The sequence below is a fragment of the Streptomyces sp. GB4-14 genome (assembly GCF_022696125.1).
GTDB lineage: Bacteria > Actinomycetota > Actinomycetes > Streptomycetales > Streptomycetaceae > Streptomyces > Streptomyces werraensis.
On sequence record NZ_RZHO01000002.1, the window covers coordinates 2920090 to 2939967 of the forward strand.

Annotated in this window: 21 protein-coding genes; 7 read left to right on the top strand and 14 right to left on the bottom strand. The window is 72.9% G+C overall.

Annotation, left to right across the window (positions count from 1 at the left end; all coding sequences use genetic code 11):
- Positions 1–104: 104 nt before the first annotated feature.
- From ELQ39_RS14440 to ELQ39_RS14450, 3 genes are all read right to left on the bottom strand, one after another.
- Entirely contained in the window at positions 105–764 is a 660-nt protein-coding gene (locus ELQ39_RS14440; protein ID WP_190004682.1) for a DUF5063 domain-containing protein, read from the bottom strand.
- Positions 757–1356: a recombination mediator RecR gene (gene recR / locus ELQ39_RS14445; protein ID WP_190004681.1), complete on the bottom strand. Its 600-nt coding sequence runs from the start codon at positions 1354–1356 to the stop codon at positions 757–759. The genes ELQ39_RS14440 and recR overlap by 8 nt, the downstream gene beginning before the upstream one ends.
- A gap of 110 nt (positions 1357–1466) precedes the next feature.
- On the bottom strand, positions 1467–1808 hold the full coding sequence (locus ELQ39_RS14450) for a YbaB/EbfC family nucleoid-associated protein (RefSeq protein ID WP_078492938.1): 342 nt from the start codon (positions 1806–1808) through the stop codon (positions 1467–1469).
- A gap of 349 nt (positions 1809–2157) precedes the next feature.
- Here ELQ39_RS14450 and ELQ39_RS14455 point away from each other — a divergent pair, with 349 nt between their 5' ends.
- Positions 2158–2901: an SLATT domain-containing protein gene (locus tag ELQ39_RS14455; RefSeq protein ID WP_225625581.1), complete on the top strand. Its 744-nt coding sequence runs from the start codon at positions 2158–2160 to the stop codon at positions 2899–2901.
- A gap of 199 nt (positions 2902–3100) precedes the next feature.
- Here the strand turns inward: ELQ39_RS14455 and ELQ39_RS14460 are convergent, their stop codons facing one another.
- The 3 genes from ELQ39_RS14460 to ELQ39_RS14470 form a co-directional block, all read right to left on the bottom strand.
- Positions 3101–4981 carry a serine/threonine-protein kinase gene (locus tag ELQ39_RS14460; RefSeq protein ID WP_242592131.1) on the bottom strand — a complete coding sequence of 627 codons (1881 nt, stop codon included), beginning with the start codon at positions 4979–4981 and terminating at the stop codon, positions 3101–3103.
- A 78-nt stretch (positions 4982–5059) separates the two neighbouring features.
- Positions 5060–5530, bottom strand: a complete 471-nt coding sequence (locus tag ELQ39_RS14465) for a MarR family winged helix-turn-helix transcriptional regulator (RefSeq protein ID WP_190004678.1) — start codon at positions 5528–5530, stop codon at positions 5060–5062.
- Positions 5527–6132, bottom strand: a complete 606-nt coding sequence (locus ELQ39_RS14470; RefSeq protein ID WP_242592132.1) for a DJ-1/PfpI family protein — start codon at positions 6130–6132, stop codon at positions 5527–5529. The genes ELQ39_RS14465 and ELQ39_RS14470 overlap by 4 nt, the downstream gene beginning before the upstream one ends.
- A gap of 184 nt (positions 6133–6316) precedes the next feature.
- On the opposite strand from ELQ39_RS14470, the gene ELQ39_RS14475 reads away from it, so the two are divergent.
- The 3 genes from ELQ39_RS14475 (at position 6317) to ELQ39_RS14485 (ending at position 9327) form a co-directional block, all read left to right on the top strand.
- Entirely contained in the window at positions 6317–7672 is a 1356-nt protein-coding gene (locus tag ELQ39_RS14475) for an aspartate aminotransferase family protein (RefSeq protein WP_242592133.1), read from the top strand.
- A gap of 162 nt (positions 7673–7834) precedes the next feature.
- On the top strand, positions 7835–8605 hold the full coding sequence (locus ELQ39_RS14480; protein WP_225625583.1) for a GntR family transcriptional regulator: 771 nt from the start codon (positions 7835–7837) through the stop codon (positions 8603–8605).
- Positions 8606–8676: 71 nt separating this feature from the next.
- Positions 8677–9327, top strand: coding sequence for a hypothetical protein (locus tag ELQ39_RS14485; RefSeq protein WP_190004674.1), 651 nt, complete (start codon positions 8677–8679; stop codon positions 9325–9327).
- Positions 9328–9330: 3 nt separating this feature from the next.
- Here ELQ39_RS14485 and ELQ39_RS14490 read toward each other — a convergent pair whose 3' ends face one another.
- Both ELQ39_RS14490 and ELQ39_RS14495 read right to left on the bottom strand, forming a co-directional pair.
- The gene (locus tag ELQ39_RS14490) at positions 9331–9621 is read right to left on the bottom strand and encodes a hypothetical protein (protein WP_190004673.1); all 291 of its coding nucleotides are present in this window, start codon (positions 9619–9621) and stop codon (positions 9331–9333) included.
- Between the two features lie 100 nt (positions 9622–9721).
- Positions 9722–11005, bottom strand: a complete 1284-nt coding sequence (locus tag ELQ39_RS14495; RefSeq protein ID WP_225625584.1) for an adenylosuccinate synthase — start codon at positions 11003–11005, stop codon at positions 9722–9724.
- Between the two features lie 186 nt (positions 11006–11191).
- On the opposite strand from ELQ39_RS14495, the gene ELQ39_RS14500 reads away from it, so the two are divergent.
- Positions 11192–12067 carry a diacylglycerol kinase family protein gene (locus ELQ39_RS14500; RefSeq protein WP_242592134.1) on the top strand — a complete coding sequence of 292 codons (876 nt, stop codon included), beginning with the start codon at positions 11192–11194 and terminating at the stop codon, positions 12065–12067.
- Here the strand turns inward: ELQ39_RS14500 and ELQ39_RS14505 are convergent.
- Positions 12064–12573 carry a GbsR/MarR family transcriptional regulator gene (locus tag ELQ39_RS14505; RefSeq protein WP_225641071.1) on the bottom strand — a complete coding sequence of 170 codons (510 nt, stop codon included), beginning with the start codon at positions 12571–12573 and terminating at the stop codon, positions 12064–12066. The two genes, ELQ39_RS14500 and ELQ39_RS14505, sit on opposite strands and share 4 nt — an antisense overlap.
- Before the next feature lie 103 nt (positions 12574–12676).
- Between ELQ39_RS14505 and ELQ39_RS14510 the strand changes: the two genes are divergently transcribed.
- Both ELQ39_RS14510 and ELQ39_RS14515 read left to right on the top strand, forming a co-directional pair.
- Complete coding sequence (locus ELQ39_RS14510) at positions 12677–13642, top strand: ABC transporter ATP-binding protein (RefSeq protein WP_225625587.1); 966 nt, start codon at positions 12677–12679, stop codon at positions 13640–13642.
- Positions 13639–15300, top strand: coding sequence for an ABC transporter permease (locus ELQ39_RS14515; RefSeq protein WP_225641074.1), 1662 nt, complete (start codon positions 13639–13641; stop codon positions 15298–15300). Before ELQ39_RS14510 ends, ELQ39_RS14515 begins: the two co-directional genes overlap by 4 nt.
- A gap of 54 nt (positions 15301–15354) precedes the next feature.
- Here ELQ39_RS14515 and ELQ39_RS14520 read toward each other — a convergent pair whose 3' ends face one another.
- From ELQ39_RS14520 to ELQ39_RS14540, 5 genes are all read right to left on the bottom strand, one after another.
- Complete coding sequence (locus ELQ39_RS14520) at positions 15355–15948, bottom strand: Uma2 family endonuclease (protein ID WP_242592135.1); 594 nt, start codon at positions 15946–15948, stop codon at positions 15355–15357.
- An 87-nt stretch (positions 15949–16035) separates the two neighbouring features.
- Entirely contained in the window at positions 16036–17256 is a 1221-nt protein-coding gene (locus ELQ39_RS14525; protein WP_242592136.1) for a cytochrome P450, read from the bottom strand.
- 54 nt (positions 17257–17310) lie between these two features.
- Positions 17311–17745, bottom strand: a complete 435-nt coding sequence (locus ELQ39_RS14530; RefSeq protein WP_190004665.1) for a VOC family protein — start codon at positions 17743–17745, stop codon at positions 17311–17313.
- 25 nt (positions 17746–17770) lie between these two features.
- A complete protein-coding gene (locus tag ELQ39_RS14535) occupies positions 17771–18436 on the bottom strand; it encodes a response regulator (RefSeq protein ID WP_225625591.1) in 666 nt (221 codons plus the stop codon).
- Complete coding sequence (locus tag ELQ39_RS14540; protein WP_242592137.1) at positions 18433–19779, bottom strand: sensor histidine kinase; 1347 nt, start codon at positions 19777–19779, stop codon at positions 18433–18435. Before ELQ39_RS14540 ends, ELQ39_RS14535 begins: the two co-directional genes overlap by 4 nt.
- Between the last annotated feature and the right edge of the window lie 99 nt (positions 19780–19878).

Sequence of the window (19878 nt, forward strand, 5' to 3'; positions counted from 1 at the left end):
GCCTGACGGGAGGCACGTTTCACGGGGGACACATCCATGACCGGCCCGGGCTTCCCCAGGTGCTGCGGCACCTGGGGGCGTCGTCGCCGGGAGCCGGCGGCGGGTCACTGGACCGGGCGCATGCGCAGGGGGGTGCCGATCTCTTCGGCCATGACCCTGCCGGCCTCGGCCTCCAGGGCCTCGTCGCCCAGGCCCTGGTCCGTGTCCAGGCCGTCGAGTTCGGCGAGGGGCTGGTTCAGGCGGACGTGGGCGACGACCGACTGGAGGGCGCGCAGGGTCGCCGACGCCGTGGAGCCCCAGTTGGAGAAGTAGGAGAACTGCCACCACCACAGCGCTTCCGACGTGCGGCCCGCCTTGTAGTGGGCCATGCCGTGGCGCAGGTCGGTGATGACGTCGGTGAGGTCGTCGGAGATGCGGGCCGGGACGGAGGCCTTGCGCGGCTCGTACGGGTCGAAGACCTCGGAGTAGACGTCGATCGGGTCGAGCAGCCGCGCCAGGTTCTCGCGCAGCTCGTCCACGTCCGGCTCGGGGCCCATGTCCGGCTCGTAGCGCTCGTCGGGGACGATGTCCTCGTGGGCGCCCAGCCGGCCGCCGGCCAGGAGCAGCTGGGAGACCTCCAGGAGGAGGAAGGGCACCGCCGAGTCCGGCTCGTCGCCCTTCGCGACCTCCGTGACGGCCACCAGGAAGCTCTCGATCTGATCGGCGATCTGGACCGCGAAGTCGTCCGGGTTCTGGTCGGTCGCGTGCAGCGTGGCGTCAGACATCTAGGAGTCGTCTCCCCTCGAAGGCGCGGCCGAGCGTGACCTCGTCCGCGTATTCCAGGTCGCCGCCCACCGGGAGGCCGCTGGCCAGGCGGGTGACCTTCAGGCCCATGGGCTTGATCATGCGGGCGAGGTACGTGGCCGTGGCCTCGCCTTCGAGATTGGGGTCCGTGGCGAGGATCAGCTCGGTGACCGTGCCGTCCGCCAGCCGCGCCAGCAGCTCCCTTATGCGCAGATCGTCGGGGCCCACCCCGTCGATCGGGCTGATCGCGCCGCCCAGCACGTGGTAGCGGCCGCGGAACTCACGCGTGCGCTCGATCGCGACGACGTCCTTCGGCTCCTCCACGACGCAGATGACCGCGGGGTCGCGCCGGGTGTCGCGGCAGATGCCGCACAGCTCCTCCTGCGCGACGTTCCCGCAGACCGCGCAGAAGCGGACCTTCGCCTTGACCTCCATCAGCGCCTGCGCCAGACGCCGTACGTCCGTCGGTTCCGCCTGCAGGATGTGGAAGGCGATCCGCTGCGCGCTCTTGGGACCGACGCCGGGAAGCCGTCCCAGCTCGTCGATGAGGTCCTGGACCACGCCTTCGTACAACGGACTGCCGTCCCTTCCTGATGTTCCTTCACTACGTACGGTAGAGGGCCGCGGCCCTGCTTAGAAGAGCCCTGGAGGGCCGGGAAGCCCCGGCCGGCCGGCCGCCCCCGTCAGAAGGGGAGGCCGGGGATGCCGCCCCCGCCGAGGCCCTGGGCGAGCGGGCCGAGCTTCTGCTGCTGCAGCGTCTGCGCGTTCTCGTTCGCCGCCTGGACCGCCGCGACGACCAGGTCCGCGAGGGTCTCGGTGTCCTCCGGGTCCACGGCCTTCGGGTCGATCTTCAGCGCCCGCAGTTCGCCGGAGCCGGTGACGGTGGCCCGCACCAGGCCGCCGCCCGCCTGGCCCTCGACCTCCGTGCGCGCCAGCTCCTCCTGGGCCTTGGCCAGGTCCTGCTGCATCTTCTGGGCCTGCTGGAGCAGCTGCTGCATGTTGGGCTGGCCACCACCGGGGATCACGATTCGCTCCTAGGTCGGTACGTCGGGTCGGTATTCGGGTCGGTATTCGGGTCGGTATTCGGGTCGCTACGTCGCTCCGGGTGCGGGTCACGCACCGCTCGGCACGAGCCTACGTGCTCGGGACGGCCGTCGCCCCGGCACTCTTTCGGGTGAGTCCGTTCCCGGGCCCTATACCTGATGACCGCCTTCTTCCGGGCGTAAAAGCGCGCGAACCCCCGACGCGCCCACCCGTTGGGCGGTAGGAAGGGCCCGGCGCGCGAGCACCACGCGTGACCGGCCGACCGCGTGCGGTGCCTGCGCGGTGCGTGCGCGCGGGTCGGTCAGGTCGGTTCAGGAGGGGAGAAACCGGGTGGTTCAGCCGGAGATGCAGCCCGAGGGTCGGCCTCACGACGGGCGGGGCGAAGGCGCGGCGGGGCTGCGTCCGGGCGATCCCGTCGGCCGGGCGTTCCCGCTCGGGGACTGGGGGGAGCCGGCCGCGCGGCTGGACGAGCTGTACCGGTGGGTGGAGCGCGGGGCGCTGGACACCGCCGCGTGGTACCTCGAGGACCGGATGTGGAAGCGGCGGTGCGCGTGGGCGCTGCGGGCCGGTACGGCGGTGGGTGCGCTGGCCGGGGCCGCGTTGCCGCTGCTGGATCTGACCGGGGCGGCGGACGGTGTCACGCCGTGGGGGTATCTGGCGCTGCTGGTCGCTGTCGCGTGTGTGGCGGGCGACCGGTTCTTCGGGATGACGTCCGGGTGGATGCGGGACGTGGCGACCGCGCAGGCTGTGCAGCGGCGGCTGCAGGCGTTCCAGTTCGACTGGGCGTCGGAGTGCGTGCGGGAGGTGCTGGGGCCTGCGGAGGGGACGGCGAGCGAGGCCGCGGAGCGGTGTCTGACGGTGCTGCGGCGGTTCACCGAGGACGTGACGGAGCTGGTCCGGACGGAGACGGCGGACTGGATGCTGGAGTTCCGGAGCGGGGTGCCGTTGGGGGTGCGGAACGCGCTGGCCGGCGGGGGGCGGCCTGAGGGGGCGCTGCCCGTCGGGCGGTTTTCGGCTCCGCCCAACGGGGCACGGCCGAACATGCCTCGGCAGCGGCCGCCGGAGGCGCGGTGAGGGGCCGCCGGGGGCGGTTCGGTATGCGGTGCGTCCGGTGCGCGCTGGTGTGGGACGGGCGCGGTGCGTCCACCCGCGCCGGTATGAGTGCGAGCGCCGTGCGTCCACCCGCGCCGGTATGAGTGCGAGCGCCGTGCGTCCACCCGCGCCGGTGTGAGTGCGAGCCGAGGGGGCGCAGCCCGGCGCTCGCGGGGTGCCGTCAGTCGCGTGTGTACGTCAGTTGTTCGCCCGTGCCCGTGCTTGTGCGGCGGAGGGAGCCGTTCGGGAGCAGGGTGATGTCGCTCGCGGAGCCGGGGGTGCAGGCGGTGCGGGGTTCGCCGACGGTGACGGTGGAGGGGCCGATCCGGAGGCGGCCGTCGGAGGCGCCGGTGAGGCGGGCCTCGAAGACGCAGTGGTAGGTGCCGTTGCCGGTGGGACCGTCGGCCACCAGGGACATCACCGTGTCGCCGATCTCGCCCTGCTGCACGGTGAGGCGGCGGCTGTGGGAGCCGCTGTCGTTGTCGATGGTGGTGGACCAGCGGCCGAGGAACTCCTCCGGGACCGGCCCGCCCGCGGGCGCGCCGCCGCTCGGTGAGCCCGTCCCCGTGGGCGGGGCGTCGTCGGTGGTGGCCGCGTCGCCGGTGCTCTGCGGCGCGCTGCTCGGCGCGGCGGGCGTCGACGGGTCGCCGCCCGCGCGGTCGTCGTCCCGGGCACCGCTCATCAGCGCGTACACGCTGCCGCCCGCGGCGAGCGCCACCACCAGCGCGATCACCACGAGCAGCGCGGTGGAGCGGCTGTCGCGGCGCGGCTCCTGCGAGGGCGGGACGTACGGCGGCGGTCCGTAGGGCGGCGGACCGTAGGGCGGGGTCGCGCCCGCGCCGTGGCCGCCGTACGGGTAGCCGTAGGCGGGCGGCTGCGGATGCTGCTGCGGTTGCCCGTAGGCGCCCCCGCCGTACGCGCCTCCCCCGTGTCCGCCGTGTCCGCTGCCCGCGCCCGGAGCCCCCGGCGGCGGGGCCGGGTCGCCGCCCTGGCCGACGACGACCGTGGGCAGGTGGTTCACGCCGGGCTGTCCCGGAGGGGGCGGGGCGGACGCGTCCGGGGGCGGGGCCGCGCCGTCGTCGGCGGCGCGCGCGTGCTCGGCGGGCGCGTCCTCCCCGCGCTGCCTGGAGGACCCCGGCCCTTGAGGGTCCTCCGCGTCGAGCAGCCGTACCGCGTGCCGGCCCAGCTGGGCGACCAGCGCGCCGGGCAGCCACGGGTCGCGGGAGCGGCCGTCGGCGACCGTGTCCTGCGCGCCGGTGGCGGCCAGCACCTCGTCGAGCGTGGGCCGGGCCGCCGGGTCCTTGCGCAGGCACGCCCGCACCAGGTCGGCGAGCCCCTCGGGCACCTGCGTCAGATCGGGCTCCTCCTGCGCGATGCGGAACATCAGCGCGTGCACCCCGCTGCCCGCGGTGCCGAACGGCAGCCTGCCGGTCGCCGCGTAGGCGAGCACGGAGCCGAGGCAGAACACGTCGCAGGCGGGCGTGATGCGGTCGCCGCGCACCTGCTCGGGCGCCATGAAGCCGGGCGAGCCGACGAGCGCGCCGGTGCGGGTGAGCCCGCCGTCGGTGATCGTCTCCAGCGCCCGGGCGATGCCGAAGTCGATGACGCGCGGCCCGTCGATGGTGACGAGGACGTTGGACGGCTTGAGGTCGCGGTGGACGATCCCGGCCGCGTGGATGTCCTTGAGGGCGTACGCGAGGCCGGCGCCGAGGATGCGCACCGACCGCTCGGGCAGCGCCCCGTGGTCGTGGCCCACCACCTGCTGCAGGCTCGGCCCGGCGACGTACCCGGTGGCAACCCACGGCACGGCCGCCTCGGTGTCGGCGTCCAGCACGGGTGCGGTCCAGTCGCCACCGACCTGCCGGGCGGCCCGCACCTCCTGGCGGAAGCGGGCGCGGAACTCCTCCTGCCGGGCGAGCTCCTCGCGGACGAGTTTCACGGCGACGGTGCGTCCCCGGTCGGAGCGGGCGAGGTAGACCTGGCCCATGCCGCCGGCGCCCAGCCGCGCGAGCAGCCGGTAGCCCCCGATCGTCTGCGGATCCCCGATCCCGAGCTGGTCCATCGCTGCGCCGCCTTCCCCCCGCAGTGAGCAACGGATCGAGGATAGTGGCGGGCCGGTGCCGGTCGGGCGGGGCGACGTCTACGGTTCCGTAACAGGCGTGCCGAGACCGTCGAGCACCGTGGACAGACGTTCCAGCGCCCGCACCGCCTCCGCGAGTCCCTCCTCCCCGTACGCCTCCCGGTACGCCGTCGCGAGCCGTGCGGCGAAGGCCGCGTGGCCGGGGTCGATGCGGCGGACGGCCGCGTATCCCTCCTCGGTCGGGGCGAGGAGTTTGGCCCGGCGGTGGGCGGGGTTGGGCCGGTACTCGGCGAACCCCCGCTCCACCAGCAGGTCGGCGACGCGCTGCACGCTCTGCCGGGTGATGCCCATGGCGCGGGCGATCCCGGACACCGGCAGCGGCTCCCTGAGCACCGCGCCCAGCACCTGCCACCGGGCGGCGGTGATCCCGGCGGGCCGGGCCAGCTCCTCGGCGACCGCGAGGAACTGGCCGTTGAGCCTGAACGCGCCGAGCGCGGCGCGGCTGAGCAGCTCCTGTTCCTCCTCGCTCACCGGCTCACCGCCTCCGTCCACTCCGTGTACGCGGCCGGGTCGGAGTGGTGGAACAGCCGGTACCAGGCGTCGACCGCCTTGTCGTCGTAGGCGCCGAGCAGGCGGAGGATTTCGCGGGCGAAGGCGACCGGCTCGGTCGGTCCGGCGGTCACGAGCGGGCCGTCGGTGACGGCGTCGGCCTCCACGTACCGCCCGGCGCCCGCGTATCCGGTCGCCGCGAGATAGGGGGCGGCGGCGCTGGTGTGCGCGCGGTCGTCGAGCAGGCCCTCGCGGGCGAGCCCGGCGGTGGCGCCGCAGATGGCGGCCACCGGCACGCCCGCGTCGAGGAAGGCGCGGGCGGTGCGCGCGACGGGGGCGAGGTCGTCGTCCTCGTCCCAGGCGGCGGCCCCGGGGAGGATCAGCAGGGAGCTGTCCTCGGGGCGCAGCTCCTCCAGCGCGAGGTCGGGCCGGGCGTGGAGGCCTCCCATGCTGGTGACGGGCCAGCCGCCGGGGGTCGCGGTGCGGACCTCGAAGCCCGCGAGGGCGAGGTGCGCGGTGGCGTGACCGGTCTCCCAGTCGGCCCAGGTGTCGTAGAGGGCGAGATGCACGGGCTTGCGGGTCATGACCGCTCCCTGGGGTCGATTCCACTGCCTAGCTATGACAATATCCTGTCATGACGACAGTAAACTGTCAATCACTCGCCGTCCCCCGCCCGCCTCCCTTGTCGACAACCTGTCGCGGAAACCCCCGCACCGCAGACACCCCGCCGATGTCGCCCGCCCACCGCCCCCGCCTACCCTCGGGCGCATGACCACTCAGCCGAACCCCGAGGCCGGCGCCGCCGTCAAGGCCGCCGACCGTGCGCATGTGTTCCACTCCTGGTCCGCGCAGGAGCTCATCGACCCGCTCGCCGTCGCCGGGGCGGAGGGGTCGTACTTCTGGGACTACGAGGGCCGCCGCTACCTCGACTTCACCAGCGGCCTCGTCTACACGAACATCGGCTACCAGCACCCCAAGGTCGTCGCCGCGATCCAGGAGCAGGCGGCGCGGATGACGACGTTCGCGCCCGCGTTCGCCGTCGAGGCGCGCTCGGAGGCGGCCCGCCTGATCGCCGAGCGCACCCCGGGAGACCTGGACAAGATCTTCTTCACCAACGGCGGCGCCGACGCCGTGGAGCACGCCCTGCGCATGGCCCGGCTGCACACCGGCCGGCCCAAGGTGCTCTCCGCGTACCGCTCGTACCACGGCGGCACCCAGCAGGCCGTGAACGTCACCGGCGACCCGCGCCGCTGGGCGTCCGACAGCGCCACCGCCGGGGTCGTGCACTTCTGGGCGCCGTTCCTGTACCGCTCGCGCTTCTACGCCGAGACCGAGGAGCAGGAGTGCGCGCGGGCGCTGGAGCACCTGGAGACGACGATCGCCTTCGAGGGGCCCTCGACGATCGCCGCGGTCATCCTGGAGACCATCCCGGGGACCGCCGGCATCATGCCGCCCCCGCCGGGCTATCTCGCCGGGGTCCGCGAGCTGTGCGACAAGTACGGGATCGTGCTTGTCCTCGACGAGGTGATGGCCGGGTTCGGCCGGACCGGCACGTGGTTCGCGGCCGACCTGTACGACGTCGTGCCGGACCTGATGACCTTCGCCAAGGGCGTGAACTCCGGGTACGTCCCGCTGGGCGGTGTCGCCATCTCCGCGGAGATGGCGGCCACCTTCGCCACCCGCCCCTACCCGGGCGGCCTGACCTACTCCGGGCACCCGCTGGCCTGCGCCGCCGCCGTCGCGACGATCAACGTGATGGAGGAGGAGGGCCTCGTCGAGAACGCGGCCGCCCTCGGCGCGTCCGTCGTCGGCCCCGGTCTGCGGGAGCTGGCCGAGCGTCACCCGAGCGTGGGCGAGGTGCGCGGCACCGGCATGTTCTGGGCGGTGGAGCTGGTGCGCGACCGGGAGACCCGGGAGCCGCTGGTGCCGTACAACGCGTCCGGCGAGGCGAACGCCCCGATGGCCGCGTTCGCCGCCGCCGCGAAGAAGGCCGGTCTGTGGCCCTTCGTGAACATGAACCGCACCCATGTGGTGCCGCCGCTCAACACGAGTGAGGCCGAGCTGAAGGAGGGTCTGGCGGCCCTGGACGCGGCCCTGTCGGTGGCCGACGAGTACGTGAGGTAACCGGCACGGGGGCGGTCCCCACCGGTTCCGGACGGGCGCGCGGCGGATCTCCCGCCCGCGCCCGTTCGAACATCCGGCGCCGCGCCCGGACCGCGTAAGGTGGCGTGCCCGTGGACTTCCGCGAGCACGCCACTCGAACGCGATGAGGGAGACGCCCCGACCATGCCCCGCCTCGGCCACGTCGCCGTGACCCGCAGCACCCTGCGGCAGCAGATCGCCGACGCGCTCCGTGACGAGGTGCTGGCCGGGCGGCTCCAGCCGGGGCAGGAGTTCACCGTCAAGGAGATCGCCGACCAGTACGGGGTGTCCGCGACGCCCGTGCGGGAGGCGCTGGTCGACCTGTCGGCGCAGGGGCTGCTGGACGCCGACCAGCACCGGGGCTTCCGGGTGCACGAGTACTCCCCCGACGACTTCCGCGGCATGATCGAGGCGCGCAGCCTGGTCACCGAGGGCATGTTCCACGCGCTCACCAGCGGCGGGGCGCCGCACCTGCGGCCCGACGAGCCACGGCTGGCGGCGCTCCTCGCGGGGGTGCGGCGGCGCGGCGAGGAGGCCCGGCGCGCGGCCCTGGCCGGCGAGGTCACCGTGCTGATCGGCTACGACCTGCGCTTCTGGCGGGAGCTGGCGTCCGCGTTCGGCAACCCGTACCTGACCGACTTCCTGCACCGGCTGCGGGTGCAGATGTGGGTGTACGTGGTGCAGCACCTGCGGCAGCTGCCCGATCCGCGGGGCCGCCTCTGGGCGCGTCACACCGAGCTGGTGGACGCTCTGACCGAGGGCGACACCGACACCGCGCGCGCCATCCTCGACGCGTACACCGCGTACTCCCTGTCCCTCGTGGAGGGCCTGACGGCCGACGCGGCGGGTAAGGGACCTGTACGACGGCCCGCACAGGAGGATCCGTCCGCCCGGGACGCCGATACGCTTCCCTGACCCCTGTCCCGAACCGTCTTCCCGGACCCGGACGTCCCACCCGACGACCGCGCGATACGAGGAGTCCTCTTTTGGCCTGTGACCTGTGGCTGGTACCGCTCGTCGACGTGTTGTGCCACACGCCCGACAATCCCTTCGCCGAGGAACTCGCGCAGTACAACACGGTGCTGGCCGACGCGGGGCTGCCGCCGGTGCCGGTGTACCAGTACATGCCGGGACTGACCGGCGACGTCGCCCCGGTCGCCGGGTTCGACTACGACGCCCTGCACTTCCTGCGGCGCGTGTACCTGCTCCAGGTCTGTGGTCTTCCGGTCACCCCGGTGGACGAACTGGGCGGTGACTACGAGCAGTTGCTGGAGATGTTCGAGGCGACGGCCCAGCAGTCGCACCTGGTGTGGCACTACGACCACGCGGGCGCGTACGTGCCCGTGGACTTCCCGAGCCCGCTGTCCAGCGACGAACTCCTCGCGGGCGGCGGACCGCTGGGCTCCTCGCACGCGCTGCTGCGCGAACTGGAGCTGGTCGCCCCGTCGATCGGCATCGACCCGGCGAACCCGCCGGCCGCGCCCGAACCGCCGCAGGCTCCCACGGAGCTGGAGGAGCCGGCCGTCCCCGCTCCCTACGACCCGAGCCCGTTCGCCCGCGAACGGCACGTCTGGCTCGGCCTGCACGCGGCGGCCACCCGGAGCCTGGCGCAGGGGTCGATGATCGTCTTCAGCTGAGGGTCACCCCAGCGCGGAGAGCCCCTTTCGCAGGTCGTCCGCGTTCATCACCGGGGTCATCTCGACCTGGGCGTCGAACTGCGAGAAGAACGGCTCGCCGGTGGGCGGGATCCGCGAGCTGTCCTCGAGGTCGAGGACGAGCAGGCAGGTCCGGCGGCCGCCGAGCGGACCGAAGTAGGCGGCCTCGGGGTGGAGCCGCTCCAGGGTCTCCTGCATCAGCTCGGGCATCTTCCCGCTGCGGATGACCTCGTTCGCCTTCTCCGTGTCCAGCGTCGCCTTGAGCATCACGCGCATCGCACTCACCCTCTTCCACGTCGATGCACGCGGCGGTACACGTCCAGGCTATGCCTGTGCACCGGCGCCCGCGCGGGCGCCGGTGCACACGGCGGCAGGCCTACAGGAACGAGTTGATCTCGATCGTCTCGTCGCGGCCCGGGCCCACGCCGATCGCGGAGATCGGGGCGCCGGACATCTCCTCCAGTGCCTTAACGTACGCCTGGGCGTTCTTCGGCAGGTCGGAGAAGGACTTCGCCTTGCTGATGTCCTCGTTCCAGCCCGGCAGCATCTCGTAGACCGGCTTCGCGTGGTGGAAGTCCGTCTGCGAGTACGGCAGCTCCTCGACGCGCCTGCCGTCGATCTCGTACGCCACGCAGACCGGGATCTGCTCCCAGCCGGTGAGGACGTCGAGCTTGGTGAGGAAGAAGTCCGTCAGGCCGTTCACCCGGGTCGCGTAGCGGGCGATCACCGCGTCGAACCAGCCGCAGCGGCGGTCACGGCCGGTGGTGACGCCCCGCTCGCCGCCGATGCGGCGCAGCGCCTCGCCGTCCTCGTCGAACAGCTCCGTCGGGAACGGTCCGGCGCCGACGCGGGTGGTGTACGCCTTGAGGATGCCGATGACCCGGCTGATCTTCGTCGGGCCCACGCCGGCACCGGTGCAGGCGCCGCCGGCGGTCGGGTTCGACGAGGTGACGAAGGGGTACGTACCGTGGTCGATGTCGAGCAGGGTGCCCTGGCCGCCCTCGAAGAGGACCACCTTGTCCTGCTCCAGCGCCTCGTTCAGCACCAGCACGGTGTCGGCGACGTACGGGGCGAGCTTCTCCGCGTAGCCCAGCAGCTCCTCGACCACCTGCTCCACGGCGATCGCGCGCCGGTTGTAGAGCTTGGTGAGCATCTGGTTCTTGACGTCGAGCGCCGCCTCGACCTTCTGGGTGAGGATCGACTCGTCGTAGAGGTCCTGCACCCGGATGCCGACGCGGTTGATCTTGTCGGCGTAGGTCGGGCCGATGCCGCGGCCGGTGGTGCCGATCTTCCGCTTGCCGAGGAAACGCTCGGTCACCTTGTCCACCGTCACGTTGTACGGCGTGATGATGTGCGCGTTGCCGCTGATCAGGAGCTTGGACGTGTCGACGCCGCGCTCGTTCAGACCGCTCAGCTCGGAGAGCAGGACCGACGGGTCGACGACGACGCCGTTACCGATGACCGGCGTGCAGCCGGGGGACAGGATCCCGGAAGGGAGCAGGTGAAGGGCGTACTTCTGATCGCCCACGACCACCGTGTGGCCGGCGTTGTTGCCGCCCTGGTAGCGCACCACATAGTCGACGGAACCACCGAGCAGGTCCGTCGCCTTTCCCTTGCCTTCGTCACCCCACTGAGCACCGAGCAGCACAAGTGCGGGCACGCGCGTACACCCCTTCCGGGCGGGGCATGTCCAAGGTCAGGGGCGCACACGGAGGATCTCCGCCGCGTGCACCGCGACCACCGTTGGCCGCCAACCGTCGGACCGGATGCCCCGGAATAGACGAAGCCCCTGGCGCAATAGCGCAAAGGGGCTCTTGCACAAAGATGCTACCCGAGGAAGCGAGGCATGGCCGAGGTGGCGACATCCTGGACGTCTTCCGCGACGTCCGATCAGCTCCTGGTGGTCATCGATCCGGTCGCCCGGCGGGCGGACGGCGAGTCGGTCCGGATCGCGCGGGACGTGCTCCGCGCGGGTGCGGCGGGCGCGAAGGTGTGCCTGCCGGACGGTCCCGAGGAGTTCGCCCGGGCGCTCGCCCGGCGCGGCTCACGGCGTCCGGTGGTGGTGGGCGACGACCGGGCCCTGGTGCGGGCGGTGACGCTGCTGCACCGGCAGCGGGAGCTGGCCGGGTGCGCGCTGTCCCTGGTGCCGGTGGGCGGTTCCGTGTCGCTCGCCCGGGCACTGGGCGTGCCGTCCGGGGCGGTGGCCGCGGCTCGGGCCGTGCTGGACGGGGCGGAGCGGCGGATGGACCTGCTGGTCGACGACAGCGACGGGGTGGTGCTGGGCGCGCTGCGGATCCCTCCGCTCGGCGCCACGTCCCCCGCGCGGGACCCCGCGCGGGACCCCGCCGACGGGGTGCCCCGCCCCTGGCTGCGGACCTGCCGCTCCCTGGTGCGCACGCTCGCGCCCGCCCGGCCGCCCGCCGCGCCCGGTTCGGGGCCCACGCGGCTGCGGGTGGAGGTGGACGGGGAGACGCTCGTCGACCTGCACCAGTCGGTGGAGGCCGTCTCGGTCGTCCCCGGCGCCTCGGGCACGGCCCATGTGGAGGTCCGCCCCGCCTCGGTCGGCGCCGAGGCGTCCGCCCTGTCGGCGGAGGGCCGCACGATCACGGTCTCCGGCGCCCACTTCCGCTACCGCGCCGACGCAACGGTCTCCGGCCCGGTCCGCACCCGCACGTGGGAGGTCCGGGAGGGCGCGTGGGGGCTGACGGTCCCGGCGCGCTAGGCGTCCGCCCCGTCCCCGCCGAACAGTTCCTCGCGCCGGGCGCGCCAGCGCTCCATCATCGCCGGGACCTCCTTCTCCACGAACTCGAAGAAGGCCAGCGTCTCCGCCAGGCGGCGGCCCGCCGGGGTGTCCCCTCCCAGACTGGCGACGCCTTCCCGCAGAGCCACCTCCCAGCGCCTGATGACGGCCTCGCGATTGGTGAGGGCCTCGTACCACTGATCGCCGTGGACCCGGTAACGCTCCCGGCGCGAGCCGGGCTCACGCTCGCGCGACACCATGCGCACCTGGGACAGGTAGCGCACCGCGCCGGACACCGCGGCCGGGGAGATCTTGAGCTGTTCGCTCAGCTCGGCGGAGGTCAGGACACCGGCGTCGGAGGCGAGCAGAGCCACGAAGACACGGGCGGGCATACGCGGGAGCCCGGCTTCCACCAGTTGCGCCGCGAAGTGCTCCACGAACCGCGAGATCACCTCCGCGTCCCGGTCCGTCCCGCTGGGCTCCACCATGATCCGATCATCTCCCCTGCTCAGGCGCCCTGGATCAGTCCAGTCGGGATTTATACGGTTCCTTAACTTCACAATCTTCTGAAGGAAGCGTACGTTGCGCAGCATGACGAAGGCCATCTCCGTGTCCGGGCTGCGCAAGTCGTTCGGCCGGACCCACGCACTGGACGGGCTGGACCTGAGCGTCGAGACCGGCGAGGTCCACGGTTTCCTCGGCCCCAACGGCGCAGGCAAGTCGACCACCATCCGCGTGCTGCTCGGTCTGCTGCGCGCCGACTCCGGCACCGCCGAGGTGCTGGGGCAGGATCCGTGGCGCGACGCCGTGGCGCTGCACCGCCGTCTCGCCTACGTCCCCGGTGACGTGGAGCTGTGGCCGGGGCTGACCGGCGGCGAGGCCATCGACCTGCTGGCCCGGCTGCGCGGGGGCCTCGACGAGCGGCGCCGCGCCGAACTCGTCGAGCGGTTCGACCTCGACCCGACCAAGAAGGGCCGCGCCTACTCCAAGGGCAACCGGCAGAAGGTCGCCATCGTCGCCGCGCTCGCCTCCGACGCCGAACTGCTGCTGCTGGACGAGCCGACCGCGGGGCTCGACCCGCTGATGGAGGTCGTCTTCCAGGACGTCATCGCCGAGGCCAAGGCCGCCGGGCGGACGGTGCTGCTCTCCAGCCACATCCTGGCCCAGGTGGAGAAGCTCGCCGACCGGGTGAGCATCGTCCGCCAGGGCCGGACCGTGCAGACCGGCACCCTCGGTGAGCTGCGTCATCTGACCCGCACCACCGTCGAGGCGGAGACCGAACGGCCCGCGGCGGACCTCGCCCGCCTGCCCGGCGTCCACGACCTGCGGACCGTCGACGAGGCCACCGGCCGGATCCGCTTCACCGTCGACGGCGCCCAAGTCGGTGCCGCCGTCCGCGCGCTCACCGACCTCGGCGTCCGCAGCCTGGTCAGCCACCCGCCCACCCTGGAGGAGCTGATGCTGCGCCACTACGGCGACGAGCTGGCCGCCAACGGGCACGGCACCGGCGTCGACGGGCACGCCGCCGGACAGGGCACGGACGGAGAACCGCGATGACCTCCGTCACCGCCGACCCCGGCACCCGGGCGCCCGCCGCACCGGTCGCGGGCGGCAACGCGCTGGCAGGCACCCGGACCCTGATCCGCTTCGCCCTGCGCCGGGACCGGATCCGGCTCCCCGTGTGGATCCTGGCCCTGTTCCTCTCCACCCTCATGACGGCGAACAGCTTCAGGACGCTGTACAGCGACCCGGAGGACCGGGCGAACGCCGTCAGAAGCGTGGACAGCCCGGCCGGCCTGGCCATGTCCGGCCCCCGCCACTACCTCACCGACGACGGCTTCGGCTCCCTCCTCAGCCACCAGATGATCGGCTTCACGGCCGTCCTCGTCGGCCTCATGAGCGTGCTGGTCGTCACACGGCACACCCGCGCGGAGGAGGAGACGGGCCGCGCCGAGCTGGTGCGCTCGGCCGTCGTCGGCCGGCACGCCCACCTCGCCGCCGCCCTGGCCGTCGCCGCCCTGGCCAACCTCGCACTCGCGCTGCTGCTGGCCCTCGGCCTGACCGGCCTGGGTCTGGAGGGGGTCGACGCGAGCGGCTCGCTGGTCTACGGCTTCGCCCACGCCGCCGCCGGTCTCGTCTTCGCCGCCGTCGCCGCGGTCACCGTCCAGTTCACCGCGCACACGCGCGGGGCGTCCGGAACGGCGCTCGCGGTCATCGGCATCGCCTACGTGCTGCGCGCCGCCGGCGACAGCGGCACGAACGACACCCTGTCCTGGCTGTCCCCGATCGGCTGGGTGCAGCGCAGCTACCCGTACGTCGACGACCGCTGGTGGCCGCTGCTGCTGTGCCTGCTGTGCGCGGCGGGGTGCGCGGCTGCGGGCTTCCGGCTCTCCACCCGCCGGGACGTGGGCACGGGACTGCGTCCGCAGAAACCGGGCAGCCCCACCGCCTCCGCCGCGCTCACCACACCGGTCGGCTTCGCCCTGCGCCTGCACCGGGGGATGCTGGCCGGCTTCGGCGCCGGCCTGTTCCTGATGGGCGCGATGTACGGGTCGATCCTCGGGGACGCCGAGGACATGCTGGCGGGCATCGACGAACTCGAGGAGGCCCTGGAGCGCATCGGCGGGGCGAGCGTCGCCGAGTCCTTCGCCTCGATGGTCATGGTCGTCCTGACGGTCGTGGCGTCGGTGTACGTCGTGATGGCGGCCCTGCGGCCCCGTTCCGAGGAGACGGCGGGCCGCGCCGAGCCCCTGCTCGCCACCGGCCTCTCACGCTCCCGCTGGGTCGGCGGCCATCTGGCGGTGGCCATGGGCGGCGGCACGGTCGTCCTGCTGCTGGCCGGGCTCGGCTTCGGCCTGGCGGGCGCGGCCTCGACCGGTGACGCCGGGCTGGTGCCCGACCTGACGGGCGCGGCCCTCGCGTACGCACCGGCCCTGTGGGTCACGGTCGGCGTGGCGGTGGTCCTCTTCGGCTGGTTCCCCCGGGCGAGCCAGGCGGCCTGGGCCGTGCCGGTGTACGCGTTCGTGGTCGGTTATCTCGGCCAGATCCTCCGGTTCCCGGACTGGATGAACAACCTCTCCCCCTTCGGCCACATCCCCCGCCTGCCCGCCGCCGACATGCGCTGGACCCCGCTGTTCCTGCTGACCGTCGTGGCCGTCGCCCTGCTGTGGCTGGGCCTGACCGGCTTCCGCCGACGGGACCTGGAGACGAAGTAGCTCCACCCGCCCGGGCTCCCTCCCCGACGCCCCGCACCGGGGCAGCGGGGGGGGTCAGTCCATGTACGGCTTGAGCTCCTCGGTGTCCAACTCGATTCCGACGGGGTCGGGAAGCACGACCTTCTGACCCAACCGGCGCTTCAGGACGTTCCGGTAGCCGACCACCGGGTCCGGGTCACTGTGTACGAGGACGGAACGGCGGTCGCGGTCGATCAGCAGATAGACGGGGATCCCTGACTCGGCGTAGGCCTGGGGTTTCTCCACACGGTCGCGATCGTGCGTGTCCGAGTCGAAAGAGGTGACCTCCACCGTCATCAGCACGCCCTTGGTGTCTGCCCAGTCCCCCTGCCCCGCGAAGTGGGCGACGGGGGCGAGCACCGCGTCCGGCAGGGCCCGGCCCTTGCGGTAGGACTCCACCTTCAGCCCTTGCACCGGGCTGAGATCGAGTTCGGGCCTGGCCTGCATGCACTGACGGACGAGCCACATGATGATCGCGCCGTGGTTGCCGTTGGTCACTTTCCTGAGCCCGATCCGTCCGTTGATGAACTCGAACCTGACGGTCTCGTCCTCACGTTCGGCGAACTCCGCGATCCGCTCGAACATGTCCACCGACAACTGGGCCGACCCACGTTCTGCCATAACCGTCATGGTGCCTCCCTCCGCAGGCGGACACCAGCTTGACGAGCCACGCACGTACCTCGGCAGGAATGAGCCGGTGATCAGCCGAACGGGTGATCACCCCAGTTCCACGGCCAGCCCCTCCAGTCCCCTGATCACGAAGTTCGGCTTGCGGACGGGTTCCGCGGCCAGGCGGAGGGTGGGGGCGCGTTCCAGGAGGGACGTCATCGAGGCGGCCAGTTCGATGCGGGCCAGCGGGGCGCCGATGCAGTAGTGGATGCCGGCGCTGAAGGAGATGTGGGGGTTGTCGCGGCGGGTCAGGTCCAGGCGGGACGGGTCGGCGAAGACGGCCGGATCGTGGTTGGCGGAGCCGAACAGCATCGCGATCTCCGCGCCGCGCGGGATGACCTGGCCGTCGATCTCGATCTCGTCCAGCACCCAGCGCTCGAAGAGCTGGAGAGGGGTGTCGTAGCGCATCAGCTCCTCCACCGCGGTGGGGACCAGGGAGTGGTCGGCGCGCAGGGCGGCGAGCTGGTCGGGGTGGCGGAACAGCGCCCACCAGCCGTTGACCGTGGAGTTCACGGTCGCCTCGTGGCCCGCGTTCAGCAGCAGCACGCAGGTGGAGATCATCTCCTGCTCGGTGAGCCGGTCGCCCTCGTCGTGGGCGGCGATCAGGCCGGAGATCAGGTCGTCGCCGGGGTTCTTGCGGCGTTCGGCGATCAGGTCGCGCAGGTAGTCCGAGAACTCGACCGACGCGCGGACCGCCCTCGCGGCGGCCTCCTCGCCCGGGTTGAGCTCGTACATGCCGCAGATGTCCGCCGACCAGGGGCGCAGCGGCGCGCGGTCGGACTCCGGGATGCCCAGCATCTCCGCGATCACCGCGACCGGCAGCGGCTCGGCGACGTCCCGCAGCAGGTCGCCGCCGCCCGCCTCGACGAGCCCCGCCACCAGGTCGTCCGCGAGCCGGCGCACGTACGGCTTGAGGCGCTCGACCGTGCGCGGGGTGAACGCCTTGGACACCAGGCGGCGGATGCGGGTGTGGTCCGGCGGTTCGAGATCGAGCATGCCGTGGTCGTTGAGCGTGTGGAACGGCTCGTGCTCCGGCGGGGGCGGGGTGCGGCCGAACTCCTCGTGGCTGAACCGGTGCAGGTAGGTCCGTCCCAGGCGCCGGTCGCGCAGCAGCGCCGAGACGTCCGCGTGGTGGGCGACCAGCCACTGGTCGGTCGGCTCGAAGTACCGCACCCGGCCCTGCTCCCGCAGCTCGGCGTAGGCGGGGTACGGGTCGGCGAGGAACGCGGGGTCCCACGGGTCGAAAGCGAGGTCGCGAGGAGCTGCCATGGACGGACGGTAGACCGCCGCCCCGGCCTCTGACCAGGGGTGCCGGGCGGTCCGTCAGGCGGCGCCGAAGTCGGGGAGGGTGACCGTGCCGTCCTCGGCGAGCGGAAAGCCGGGGTTGTGGGCGACCTCCCAGGCGTGGCCGTCGGGGTCGGTGAAGACGCCGGAGTAGAAGCCGATCTCGTTGAACACGGCCCGCCTGGTGACGGTGCCCCCGGCCAGGTCGGCCGCCGCGAGCAGCTCGTCGACCTCGGCGTCGGAGCGGACGTTGTGCGCGAGGACGATGCCGCCGAACCCGCCCGGCGTCCCCGGCTCCAGGCCGCAGTCCCGCGCGAGGTTGTCCCGGCCCCACAGGACCAGTCCAAGACCGCCGGCCTGGAAGAAGACCGTTTCCTGGACCTCCTGGCCCCGCCAGCCCAGGGCCTCGTAGAAGGCCTTCGAGCGGGCGAGGTCGGTGACTCCCAGCGTGATCAGGGTGATGCGCTGTTCCATGCGTCCCACCCTAGGACGCGCGGGCTCAGCCCGGCGTGACGAGACGCGCCTCGTACGCGAAGACCGCCGCCTGGGTGCGGTCGCGCAGGCCCAGCTTCACCAGGATGCGGCTGACGTGCGTCTTGATCGTCGACTCGGCGACCACCAGCCGTTCGGCGATCTCCGCGTTCGACAGGCCCTGCGCGATCAGCACCAGCACCTCCGTCTCGCGTTCGGTGAGGTCCCCGAACGCGGCCTGCGCGGACGGCAGCACCCGGGGCGCGTCGGACAGCTTGGAGAACTCGGTGATCAGTCGCCGGGTGACCGACGGGGCGAGCAGCGCCTCGCCGGCCGCGACGACCCGGACGCCGTCGGCGAGCTGGCGGGCGGAGGCGTCCTTGAGGAGGAAGCCGGAGGCGCCCGCGCGCAGCGCCTGGTAGACGTACTCGTCCAGGTCGAAGGTGGTCAGCACCAGCACCTTGGCCGCGCCGTCCGCGGCGACGATCTCGCGGGTCGCCTCGATGCCGTTCAGCTCCGGCATGCGGATGTCCATCAGCACCACGTCGGGCGCGAGTTCGCGGACCTTCTCGACCGCCTGCCGGCCGTTGACGGCCTCGCCGACGACCTCGATGTCCGGCATCGCGTTGAGCAGCACCGAGAAACCCTCGCGCACCATCATCTGGTCGTCCGCGATCAGCACGCGAATGGTCATGCGTCACCCTCGTTCACCGCGGTGACCGGCAGGAACACCGCGACCTCGTAGCCGCCGTCCTCGGTCGGGCCGGCAGTCATCCCGCCGTCCAGCATCGCGACCCGCTCCCGCATCCCCGTGATGCCGTGGCCGGCGCCGGGTGAGGGCTTCACCAGGCTCGGCTCGGGCATCGGGCCGTTGACGACCCGCACCCCGAGACCGCCGAGGACGTACCCGATCTCCACGCGGGCGCTCGCGCCGGGCGCGTGCCGCAGGCTGTTGCTCAGCGCCTCCTGCACGATCCGGTACGCCGACAGCTCCACACCCTGCGGCAGCTCCCGCACCGCGCCGGTCACCACCTTCTCCACGGTCAGCCCGGCGTCCCGCACGTTGACCAGGAGGGCGTCCAGGTCGGCGAGGGTGGGCTGCGGGGCGTCGGGGGCCTCGTAGTCCTCGGCGCGGACCACGCCGAGGATGCGGCGCAGCTCGGTGAGGGCGGCGACGGCGTTCTCCCGGATGGTGGCGAAGGCGCGCTCCAGTTCCTCCGGCGGGTTCTCCACCCGGTACGGCGCGGCCTCGGCCTGGATGGCGACCACCGACATGTGGTGGGCCACCACGTCGTGCAGCTCGCGGGCGATCGTGGTGCGCTCCTCCAGCAGCGTGCGCCGGGACCGCTCCTGCGCGGTGACGGTCTGCTGGGCGGTCACCTCCTGCTGGGCGGTGTGCCGGACGTGCCACAGGCAGACCAGGAGCAGGGCGAACGCCGAGAGGACCAGCATCGGGGCGCCGTTGGAGTAGTAGAACGACCCACCGAAGACGATGTCCCCGAACACGGCGTACACGGCGGTGACGGCCCACATCCACACAGCGGTGCGGGGCCGGGTGCGCAGCGCCACCACCACCAGGACCGTGAGGTGGGAGATGAACGCGCCGGGCATCCACGGCCAGTCCCCGCCGCCGCCGTTGAACAGCGCGGTCAGCGGGCTCGCCGCGAGGGACAGCCAGAACGCACCGACCGGCCGGGACAGGGTGACCAGCACGGGGACCGCGCACAGCAGTCCGGCCAGCAGGGCCCGCCCGTCGCCGCCCGGCTCGCTGCCGGAGAGGGCGCCGACCATCAAGGTGATCAGCGCGATCGCCCCTATCACCGCGTGCGGGAGCCGTTCCGCCGCCGTGCGCATCCGCCCGGGCAGCCGGCGCAGGAGCGGGCCGTCCGCCGGCCGGGGCCCCATCGGGCGGTAGGCGAAGGGGTCGTGGAACAGGTCCTGGCGCAGCCCCTGGAGGGCGTTCTGGGCCAGCCGGTACTCCGGGCTGCGGTCACCGTCCCCGGCGCGCGGGGACTGCTGGTGCGTCGTCTCGGTCACGCTCACACGGTAGGCCGAGCGGGTGAGCCCGGTCGTCCCCGCTGAGACGGGTTCCGGGGCGTCCGTCTGAAGTACTACGCAGGCCACGAGGGGTTACGC

Coding starts and splice junctions, on each gene's coding strand:
- ELQ39_RS14440 (WP_190004682.1), bottom strand. CDS start 764: ATGTCTGACGCCACGCTGCACGCGACCGACCAGAACCCGGACGACTTC.
- ELQ39_RS14460 (WP_242592131.1), bottom strand. CDS start 4,981: ATGGACCAGCTCGGGATCGGGGATCCGCAGACGATCGGGGGCTACCGG.
- ELQ39_RS14470 (WP_242592132.1), bottom strand. CDS start 6,132: ATGACCCGCAAGCCCGTGCATCTCGCCCTCTACGACACCTGGGCCGAC.
- ELQ39_RS14475 (WP_242592133.1), top strand. CDS start 6,317: ATGACCACTCAGCCGAACCCCGAGGCCGGCGCCGCCGTCAAGGCCGCC.
- ELQ39_RS14480 (WP_225625583.1), top strand. CDS start 7,835: ATGCCCCGCCTCGGCCACGTCGCCGTGACCCGCAGCACCCTGCGGCAG.
- ELQ39_RS14490 (WP_190004673.1), bottom strand. CDS start 9,621: ATGCGCGTGATGCTCAAGGCGACGCTGGACACGGAGAAGGCGAACGAG.
- ELQ39_RS14500 (WP_242592134.1), top strand. CDS start 11,192: ATGGCCGAGGTGGCGACATCCTGGACGTCTTCCGCGACGTCCGATCAG.
- ELQ39_RS14505 (WP_225641071.1), bottom strand. CDS start 12,573: ATGGTGGAGCCCAGCGGGACGGACCGGGACGCGGAGGTGATCTCGCGG.
- ELQ39_RS14510 (WP_225625587.1), top strand. CDS start 12,677: ATGACGAAGGCCATCTCCGTGTCCGGGCTGCGCAAGTCGTTCGGCCGG.
- ELQ39_RS14515 (WP_225641074.1), top strand. CDS start 13,639: ATGACCTCCGTCACCGCCGACCCCGGCACCCGGGCGCCCGCCGCACCG.
- ELQ39_RS14520 (WP_242592135.1), bottom strand. CDS start 15,948: ATGACGGTTATGGCAGAACGTGGGTCGGCCCAGTTGTCGGTGGACATG.
- ELQ39_RS14525 (WP_242592136.1), bottom strand. CDS start 17,256: ATGGCAGCTCCTCGCGACCTCGCTTTCGACCCGTGGGACCCCGCGTTC.
- ELQ39_RS14530 (WP_190004665.1), bottom strand. CDS start 17,745: ATGGAACAGCGCATCACCCTGATCACGCTGGGAGTCACCGACCTCGCC.
- ELQ39_RS14535 (WP_225625591.1), bottom strand. CDS start 18,436: ATGACCATTCGCGTGCTGATCGCGGACGACCAGATGATGGTGCGCGAG.